The sequence below is a fragment of the Eubacterium sp. CAG:161 genome (assembly GCF_000432355.1).
Taxonomy (GTDB): Bacteria; Bacillota; Clostridia; order Lachnospirales; family Lachnospiraceae; genus Eubacterium_G; species Eubacterium_G segne.
This window is the reverse complement of record NZ_HF991856.1, coordinates 37054-46644: the sequence shown is the minus strand read 5'-3', so window position 1 is coordinate 46644 and position 9591 is coordinate 37054. Positions and strand designations below refer to the sequence as shown.

Here is a 9591-nt window from a genome sequence, read left to right as displayed (position 1 = left end):
TCCTACTGGCAGGCAAACATGGAACTTATTGATATAGTTCCGGAATTTAATCTTTATGAAGAATTCTGGAAGATATATACCAAGAGCGAGGCACTTCCACCACAGTATGTTTCAGCTGACTCTAAGATAGAGCGAAGCATTATCTGTAATGGATGTGAAGTAAGAGGTAATGTACATAATTCAGTTATAAGTGCAAATGTTGATATTGCTGAAGATGCAGAAGTTCATGATTCAATTATTATGCAGGGATGTAAGATTGGAAAGGGAACAAAGATTTATAACGCAATTGTAGCTGAAAACACCATTATCGGAGACAATTGTTCCATAGGTGTTGGAGAATATGCTGACAGCAAGTTAAGTCAGAAGATTTACAATTGCGAATTAGCAGTAATTGGTGAAAATTCCACAATTCCAAGTGGAGTTACTTTAGGTAAAAATGTAGCAGTATCAGGAAAGACAGAACTTTCAGATTACCCTGACGGAAAGCTTTCATCAGGTGACTATATAGTTAAGGCAGGTGAGATTTAATGAGAGCAGTTGGTATAATTTTAGCAGGTGGAAATAATAGCAGAATGAAGGAGCTTTCCAGGAAAAGGGCTGTAGGAGCAATGCCTATTGCGGGAAGCTACAGAGCAATTGATTTTGCACTTAGTAATATGTCAAACTCACATATTCAGAAGGTGGCAGTATTAACACAGTATAATGCGTGGTCATTAAATGAACATTTAAGTTCATCAAAATGGTGGGACTTTGGTAGAAAACAGGGAGGTCTCTTTGTATTTACACCGTCCATTACATCTGACAACGGTTTCTGGTACAGAGGAACAGCTGATGCCATTGCACAGAATATAGCTTTCCTAAAGAAAAGCCATGAACCTTATGTAGTTATTGCATCGGCAGATGCGGTATACAAGATGGACTATAACAAAGTTCTTGAAAAACATGTGGAAACAGGTGCCGACTTAACCATCGTATGCAAGAATGCAGGAGACAAGGCAGATGTATCGGAATATGGCGTTGTTAGTACGGATATTAATGGAAGAGTGGTAGATTTCGAGGAAAAACCACTTAATAAAGTTGGTGGACTTATATCTACAGGAATATATGTTATAAGAAGAAGACTTCTTATACAGCTTATTGAAAATTGCATTGCGGAAGACAGATACGATTTCGTAAACGACATTATAATAAGAAATAAAAGTACAAAGAAGATATATGTGTACAAAATAGATACATATTGGAAGAATATATCAAGTGTCAAGAATTATTATGATACAAATATGGACTTCTTAAAGCCGGAAGTAAGGGATTTCTTCTTTAGACAATATCCGGATATATATTCAAAGGTGGAGGACTTGCCACCGGCAAAATATAACACCGGAGCAGATGTAAGTAACAGTTTGATTTCCAGTGGAAGTATCATTAATGGAAAGGTTGAAGGTTCTGTTGTATTTAAGCAGGCGTATGTTGGAAATAACTGCGTTATTAAAAATTCCATTATTCTTAATGATGTGTATATTGGGGATAACGCGGTTATTGAAAATTGCATTGTGGAAAGTCACAGTACCATTAATCCGGGAGAGCATCTTGGAGATGAAAATGAATTAAAGATTGTCAATGAAAGAAATTTCAGATATAGCTTGTAATAAGAAAGGGAGTAAAAATATGAACATAACAGACGTAAGAGTTAGAAAGATGACAAAAGAGGGCAAAATGAAAGCAGTTGTTTCAATTACAATTGACAACGAATTTGTTGTTCATGACATAAAGGTAGTTGAGGGAGACAAGGGACTTTTCATTGCAATGCCAAGTAGAAAGGCAGCAGATGGGGAGTACAGAGACATTGCCCATCCAATTAACTCAGATACCCGCAGCAATATTCAGAAAATAGTACTTGATGCTTATGAGAAAGCACTGTTAGAACCGGAAATTTCAGAGGAAGCATAAAAAGCAATTTTTTTAGGATAAGATCAAAAGGGAAGCATTATTTCATGGAAGTATCCGTGGAGTAATGCTTTTGCTTATTTTAATAAGGGGCTTTAATCGATATTTAATTTATAACAAGTAAGAGTTAAAAGGTATGCAGTTTTATTATATGATGATATAATTAGGTATGCTATGGTTACAATAGGAGAGCAATATGATAGATGTATATACAAAATGGGAAGAGGATAAAAGAAATACCTGGTCAGGCACGCCATGGGGGATTCTTTCATCGTTAAAAAACATATGTGGGAAAGATAATGTTCAGGATAAAGAAATTGCTGAGGGCAAAATTGTAAAATTAATTATAAAAGTAATATCACATATAATCAAAATATTTGGAATAAATGAATGTGAAGTTATTGAACATAGGCTGGATGATAGAAAAATGGATAGGCAATTGGCAAAAGGAGATGATACACCAAGCATAATGTTTTCGGAGTATATGTCAGAAAATTTGTCGAATAGCTATTTGTATATTGATTGCTCAGTTGATTTTGTGTATAGGTGTCAAAAACATGAGAAAAGCTTTGTTAAATATATGCCGTTAGGTAAAACAAGTAAAAAGAGCCTAATTAATGTTAGGAAAGACAGAGCAGAGAAATTTTACAATAATTGTAAAGGTATACTGACAATGAGCCGGTGGCTTCAAGGGGATTTAATAAAAAACACAGGGGTAGATAAGAAAAAGGTTCATTGTGTTGGCGGAGGATGTAATATCGACTATACCAAAGTAGATGATGTTGATAAAGAGTCAAATAAAATATTGTTTGTGGGAAAAGATTTTGAAAGAAAAGGTGGGCAATTAGTTGTTAGGGCATACGAAATCATCAATAAAAAATATCCCGGAAAATACAAGTTATACATAGCTGGGCCGGCAGAAATGCCTACAGAGATCAAAGGAGTTTCAGGGATTGAATTTTTGGGATGCATATCCACAGAAGAATTAGTAAAATATTATAATTTATGTGATATATTTGTTATGCCATCATATTTTGAGGCTTATGGAATTGTATTTGCAGAGGCACTTATATATGGTTTGCCATGCATAGGAAGAAATGTTTTTGCAATGAAAGAATTTATTAAAGACGGAAAAAACGGATATCTGATAAATGAAGATAACGATGAATATTTGGCAGACAAGATGTTACAGCTACTGAATAACGATGAAATAAAAGAATACGTTAAAAGTAAAAGACAGCAATACATTAAAGAGTATTCATGGAATAGCGTTGCCGAAAAAATAATAAAAGTTATGAAAAATGATGGATATAAATTATAAAAAACGGAGGATATAAGTGAAAAAGGTTGGTATTGTTACAATTGAGTCAGAAAATTGGGGAAACAGACTTCAAAATTATGCTTTACAGAAAGTAATTGAGGAGTGTGGGATGGATGTTGAAACAATTGACAGACATCATTGCAAAAAGTTGATGGATAAAATAAAAAACAATGGAAAAATTGTGGCTAAATATATATTAGGAATAAAAGGAAAAAAGTTTCACAAGTTTGATAAGCTGATTAACAAAAGTCGTCATTATGTAGGAAAGGATGATGCAGAGGAAAATATCGAAAAATATTTTGATTATTTTATAGCTGGGAGCGACCAATTATGGAATCCGCATTTCCCTTTTGTTGGCAAATGTGATTTGTTAACATTTGCCAATAAAGAGCAGAAGGTTGCGTATGCTGCAAGCTTTGGAGTAGAAAATATTCCGAAAAATAAAGTTGAGGAGTATAGTAAAGCACTAAAGGATTTTTCGGCTATTTCAATGAGGGAAGAGGCAGGAATAAAGTTGGTGAATAAACTCTCAGGAGTCGATGCTGAGTTGGTTTTAGATCCTACTTTGTTAATTAAGAGTGATGAATGGAGAAAAATATCAAAGAAACCGTTTAAGGCTCCTAAAGGAAAATATTGTCTTATATATTCATTGGGTGAAAGGAGTTGGGCATTCAATAATAGGATACAGGAGATAAAGAAAAAGAATGAATTGGAATTGTTTGATATAAGAAGAAAAAATATATTAGGATTTGACAGGTGCATTGGACCTGCGGAGTTTTTATATTTAGTGGATAATGCGGAAATTATTTTAACAGATTCGTTTCATGCAGTAGTTTTTTCTATACTTTTTCACAAAAATGTGGAGAATTATAAGCGACAGGGACTTAATATGAATTCACGAATTGAAACTCTCTCAAAAATTATAGGAATGGATGATTACATAGGCGAAAATGAATTGGTATTGGACAAAAATACTGATTATGGAAAAATAGACGGGTTATTAGAAAATGAAAGAAAAAAATCAATAGATTTTTTAAAGAAGTCGTTACATTGTAAGTGAAATAATAAGTTCATATATTTTAGTCGAAGAATAGGAAATGATTATGATAAATATAACTGATAAAAAAGATTGCTGCGGATGTACGGCATGTTTAAATGCATGTCCGGTGCAAGCTATAAGAATGAATACAGATGAAGAGGGATTTTCGTATCCGGTTGCTGATAGTGATAAATGCGTAAAATGTGGAGTTTGTGATAAAGTGTGTCCAATGAAAAACGGTGAAAAAAACAATGATATGATTAGGGCATATGCTGCATTTGCTGAAGATGGTGGATTAAGAGAGAAAAGCTCATCAGGAGCACTTTTCTCATTATGTGCAGAATGGATTTTGCATCAGAATGGAGTTGTTTTTGGCGCAGCATTAGATGAGAAACATCGTGTATGCCATATAGGAATAGAAACATTGGACAAACTGGATTTGCTTAGAGGAAGTAAGTATGTTCAAAGTGAAATGGGTAATACTTACATAGAAGTAAAAAGCGAACTGGAAAATGGTAGGATGGTTTTATTTACAGGCACGGCATGTCAAATTGAAGGGTTGCTTGGATATTTAGGAAAAAATTACAGAAATTTGTATACAATAGATGTATTATGTCATGGGGTACCAAGTCCTAAATTGTGGCATAGATACATAAAGGAGCAGGAATGTTGTAATAAAAGTGAAGCAAAGGATATCAGTTTTAGAAATAAGGATGATGGATGGAAACTTTTTTCTATGAAAATAAAGTTTGCCAGTGGTAAGATTTATAGAAATAAATTTTATTATGATTCTTTTATGAGATTATTTCTTGGAAATGTTTGTTTAAGACCCTCCTGTTATAAATGTAAATTTAAAACATTACATAGGAATTCAGATTTAACAATAGGTGACTGTTGGGGAATCGAAAATTATATGGCAGAGATGGATGATGATAAGGGAACATCTATTGCACTAATTAATTCTGAAAAAGGTGAGGATTTGTTTAAAGGCATAAAAGACAAGATAATATTTAAGGAAGTAGACGTAAACAGGGCATTACCAAAGAATTCTGAGTCTTTAAAAGAGTTGGTGGTTCCCGTAAGACGAAAAGAGTTTTTTGATTTATTAAATAGTGGTGCAGATATGAAGAAAATGGTTAAAATCATTCAAAAACCATATTGGTATAGATGTGTAGTTAAGGTAAAGAAAATATTGAAAATAGGAGATTAATATGTACGCAATAATAGGTTTGGGAAATCCCGATAAAAAATATGACAAAACAAGACACAATGTAGGATTTGACGTTATTGATGAGTTAGCACGGCAAATGGCAGTGGAGGTAAAGACAAAACGGCATAAAGCTTTGTGTGGTATAGGTCAGATTGGTGCAGAAAAGGTTGTTTTAGTAAAACCCCAGACATATATGAATCTAAGTGGAGAATCTGTTAGGGCTGTAATTGATTTCTACAAATTAAACCCGGAAAGTGATATAATAGTAATATCTGATGATATTAGCCTGCCTACCGGTAAAATCAGAATAAGGGCAAAGGGAAGTGCAGGAGGTCATAACGGACTAAAAAGCATTATTGCCCATGCAGGTACAGATAAGTTTAAGAGAATTAAAGTGGGAGTAGGGGCTAACGAAGGAGATTTGGTTAAGCACGTTCTTGGAAAATTCTCTAAACAGGATAGAGTGGTCGTAGATGAGGCTATAAGAAATGCAGCGTCTGCAGCAGAAGTGATGGTAATATGTGGCGTGGAGGAAGCCATGAATAAATTTAACTAGGAGCAGAGAATGAATAGTTTTTACTATCCTCTTTTAAAATTAAATGAATATGAGCAGGTCAGGGACTGTCTGTCACAGAAAAAAACATGTCAGGTTACAGGATGCAGTGACTCCCAGCTTGCACATTTTATAACAGGATTAAGCGATGGCTACAGGCAGAAAGTCATCGTTACTTTTAGTGCATTAAAAGCAAAGGAAATATACGACGATATAAAGGGATTTACAGACGATGTGGTAATGTATCCCTCTAAGGATTTCATATTTTTCAGTGCTGATGTTCACGGAAATCTTATTTTACAGCAACGTTTGGAATTTATTGAAAAAATAGTAGAAGATAAGCCTTTTACCGTAATTGTAACTGCAGATGCCTTTATGGACAAAATTCAGCCTCTTGATAAAATAAAAGACAATTATCTGGAAATATCAGAGGGTAGCGTAATAGAGCAGGATGCCCTTAAAAAGAAACTGGTTAAAATGGGTTATGAGGCTGTGGAACAGGTGGATAGTCCGGGGCAGTTTGCTATAAGGGGAAGCATAATTGATATTTATACCTTAACAGATGAGGTGCCTTACAGAATAGATTTTTGGGATGACGAGGTTGACATAATAAAGAGTTTTGAAATAGAAAACCAGCGTTCAATAGAGAATCTTGAAAGTATAAAGATATATCCTGCCACAGAATATTTCTTTACAGAGGAAGAGATAAAGGCAGGACTTGATAAAATTAAGTTAGAATTAAACAAAACAGTAGAGAAGTTTAGAAAGAAGTTTAAAACAGAGGAAGCCCATAGACTTAAAACTACAGTGGAAGAGTTTATAACAAATATGGAAATAAATCCTTTTGGAGTATCTATAGATAGTTATGTAAACTATTTTTCTGACAGCCTTACAAGTCTTTTGGAATATTTTGATAACCCTATATTTTTTATTGATGAACCAAAGCGTGTGTTAGAGCAGTTAAATGCAGTTAACGGGGAGTTTAAGGACAGCATGACTAACAGGCTGGAGAAGGGCTACGTTCTCCCGGGGCAGACAGATGTACTTTGGAACAAAGAGAGAATAACAGATAAAATAAATTCATATACAAAGGTGGTATTTACTGCCATTGCACAAAAGGTTTCAGTATTTGATACAGAAGATTTTGTGGAAGTAGATGCAAGAAACATAAGTCCTTATAATAACAAATTTGAGATGCTTGTAGAGGATCTTAAAAGATACAAAAAGCAGAAATATAGCGTTTTGCTGGTAACCACATCTGCTACAAGGGGACAGCGTTTGGCAGAGGATTTGCGGGATTTTGGAATTAGTGCATTTTATGAAAAGGATGACACAAGAGAGGTAAATCCCGGAGAAGTAATGATTATATCCGGAAGGCTTAGAAAGGGATTTACATATCCCATGGTGAAATTTGTTGCCATTTCCGATACGGATATCTTCGGAGAACGGAAGAAAAAGCGCAGAAAAAAACATGGATATTCAGGAAGTAATATATCCAGCTTTTCTGATTTAAATATAGGGGATTACGTGGTACACGAAAACCATGGACTGGGAATATACCGGGGAATTGAAAAGGTGGAAGTAGACCATGTGGTAAAGGACTATATAAAGATAGAGTATGCAGGTGGAAGTAATTTATATATATTGGCGACTCAGCTTGATATGATTCAAAAATATGCCGACAGCGAGGCAAAGAAGCCAAAGCTTAACCGTCTTGGCGGTCAGGAATGGAACAAAACAAAGTCAAAGGTTAAGAAGGCTGTTGCAGAAATTGCCAAGGAACTGGTGGAACTTTATGCTATAAGACAAAATGGTCAGGGATATGCATTTTCGCCGGATACAGAGTGGCAAAAGGAATTTGAGGAAATGTTTCCTTTTGAGGAAACGGATGATCAGTTAAATGCCATAAATGAAGTTAAAAAAGACATGGAAAGCACCAAAATCATGGACCGTCTTATATGCGGTGACGTTGGCTTTGGGAAAACGGAAATTGCCATTAGAGCGGCATTTAAGGCAATACAGGATAACAAGCAGGTGGCGTATTTAGTGCCAACAACAGTGCTGGCACAGCAGCATTATAAAACATTTAAACAAAGATTTAAGGATTTCCCGGTAAGGGTGGAAATGCTTTCAAGATTTAGAACAAAATCAAACATAGACCAGAATATAAGAGATTTAAAAAAGGGATATGTGGATATAGTAATAGGAACTCACAGACTTTTATCTAAGGATGTTAAATTTAAGGATTTGGGTCTTTTGATTATTGACGAGGAGCAGAGATTTGGCGTAAAGCATAAGGAACAGATAAAGGAACTGAAAAATAACGTTGATGTTATTACATTAACGGCAACGCCAATTCCAAGAACCCTTCATATGAGCCTTATTGGCATAAGAGATATGTGTGTTATGGAGGAACCTCCTCAGGACAGAATGCCTATTCAGACCTTTGTAATGGAATATAATGAGGAGATTGCAAGGGACGCAATTAACCGTGAACTGGCAAGAGGAGGACAGGTTTATTTTGTTCACAACCGGGTTCAGGATATTGCAGATATGGCGGCAAGTGTTCAAAACATGGTGCCGGATGCCAATGTGGCATTTGCCCACGGACAAATGAGTGAGCGGCAGCTAGAAGAAATTATGTATGACTTTGTTAATGGAGACATTGATGTACTTGTAAGTACCACAATTATTGAAACGGGTCTGGATATTCCAAATGCCAACACCATTATTATTCACGATGCGGAGCGTATGGGGTTGTCACAGCTTTATCAGTTAAGAGGCCGTGTGGGACGTTCAAACCGTATGGCATATGCATTTTTAATGTATAGCAGAAATAAAATGCTTACGGAAGTGGCTGAAAAACGTCTTGGTGCCATAAGAGACTTTACAGAGTTAGGTTCCGGGGTGAAAATTGCCATGAGAGATTTGGAAATCAGAGGAACAGGAAATCTTCTAGGTGCCCAGCAAAGCGGACATTTAGAGGCAGTGGGATATGATTTGTACTGTAAAATGCTAAATCAGGCTATTGAGGTATTAAAGGGTGAAACACCGGAAGAAGACTTTGAAACTAAGATTGATTTAATGTGTGATGCTTTTGTTCCTGCATCTTATATTAAGAATGAAACTCTTAAAATGGATATATATAAGAGAATTGCAGGAATTGAAACTGACGAAGAGTACGAGGATATGCAGGACGAACTTATTGATAGGTTTGGGGATATACCGTCTCAGGTTGAAAATCTGTTACAGGTTGTTTTGCTTAAGGCAGCGGCTCACAAGGTTTACATTACGGAAATCAGTGGAACTAAAGACAAAATGAAAATAATGATGTGGAATCAGGCCAAAATAGATGTTGAGAGAATACCGATTCTTGTAAGGGAGTACAAAGGCAGACTTAAGTTTGTTACCGGTGATACACCGTACTTTGTTTATTCACCAAAGCCTGATGATGACAATGTAATTGGAAGGGCAGGAAAACTGGTAGAATCCATGTCCACACTTGTTTAGCAGTAAAGTCGCCA

The 9591-nt window shown here is 35.5% G+C and carries 8 protein-coding genes (1 of these 8 only partly in view); all 8 read left to right on the top strand.

All coding sequences use genetic code 11. From position 1 onward, the window contains the following. Positions 1-528, top strand: the end of a protein-coding gene (locus Q5O30_RS03495) for a glucose-1-phosphate adenylyltransferase (RefSeq protein ID WP_021952373.1). The gene continues 768 nt to the left of window position 1, outside the view; only the last 528 of its 1296 coding nucleotides appear in the window; its start codon lies off the left edge, out of view; the stop codon is at positions 526-528. Beyond that, entirely contained in the window at positions 528-1646 is a 1119-nt protein-coding gene (glgD, locus tag Q5O30_RS03490) for a glucose-1-phosphate adenylyltransferase subunit GlgD (RefSeq protein ID WP_021952372.1), read from the top strand. Before Q5O30_RS03495 ends, glgD begins: the two co-directional genes overlap by 1 nt. 19 nt (positions 1647-1665) lie before the next feature. Beyond that, the gene (gene spoVG / locus Q5O30_RS03485; RefSeq protein ID WP_021952371.1) at positions 1666-1947 is read left to right on the top strand and encodes a septation regulator SpoVG; all 282 of its coding nucleotides are present in this window, start codon (positions 1666-1668) and stop codon (positions 1945-1947) included. 193 nt (positions 1948-2140) lie between these two features. Further along, positions 2141-3265, top strand: a complete 1125-nt coding sequence (locus tag Q5O30_RS03480) for a glycosyltransferase family 4 protein (protein WP_021952370.1) — start codon at positions 2141-2143, stop codon at positions 3263-3265. Positions 3266-3281: 16 nt separating this feature from the next. Next, positions 3282-4325 carry a polysaccharide pyruvyl transferase family protein gene (locus Q5O30_RS03475; protein WP_021952369.1) on the top strand — a complete coding sequence of 348 codons (1044 nt, stop codon included), beginning with the start codon at positions 3282-3284 and terminating at the stop codon, positions 4323-4325. Positions 4326-4368: 43 nt separating this feature from the next. Further along, the gene (locus Q5O30_RS03470; protein WP_021952368.1) at positions 4369-5514 is read left to right on the top strand and encodes a Coenzyme F420 hydrogenase/dehydrogenase, beta subunit C-terminal domain; all 1146 of its coding nucleotides are present in this window, start codon (positions 4369-4371) and stop codon (positions 5512-5514) included. 1 nt (position 5515) lies between these two features. Continuing rightward, positions 5516-6070: an aminoacyl-tRNA hydrolase gene (gene pth, locus Q5O30_RS03465; protein WP_021952367.1), complete on the top strand. Its 555-nt coding sequence runs from the start codon at positions 5516-5518 to the stop codon at positions 6068-6070. Positions 6071-6079: 9 nt separating this feature from the next. Continuing rightward, positions 6080-9577 carry a transcription-repair coupling factor gene (gene mfd / locus Q5O30_RS03460; protein ID WP_021952366.1) on the top strand — a complete coding sequence of 1166 codons (3498 nt, stop codon included), beginning with the start codon at positions 6080-6082 and terminating at the stop codon, positions 9575-9577. Positions 9578-9591 lie beyond the last annotated feature (14 nt).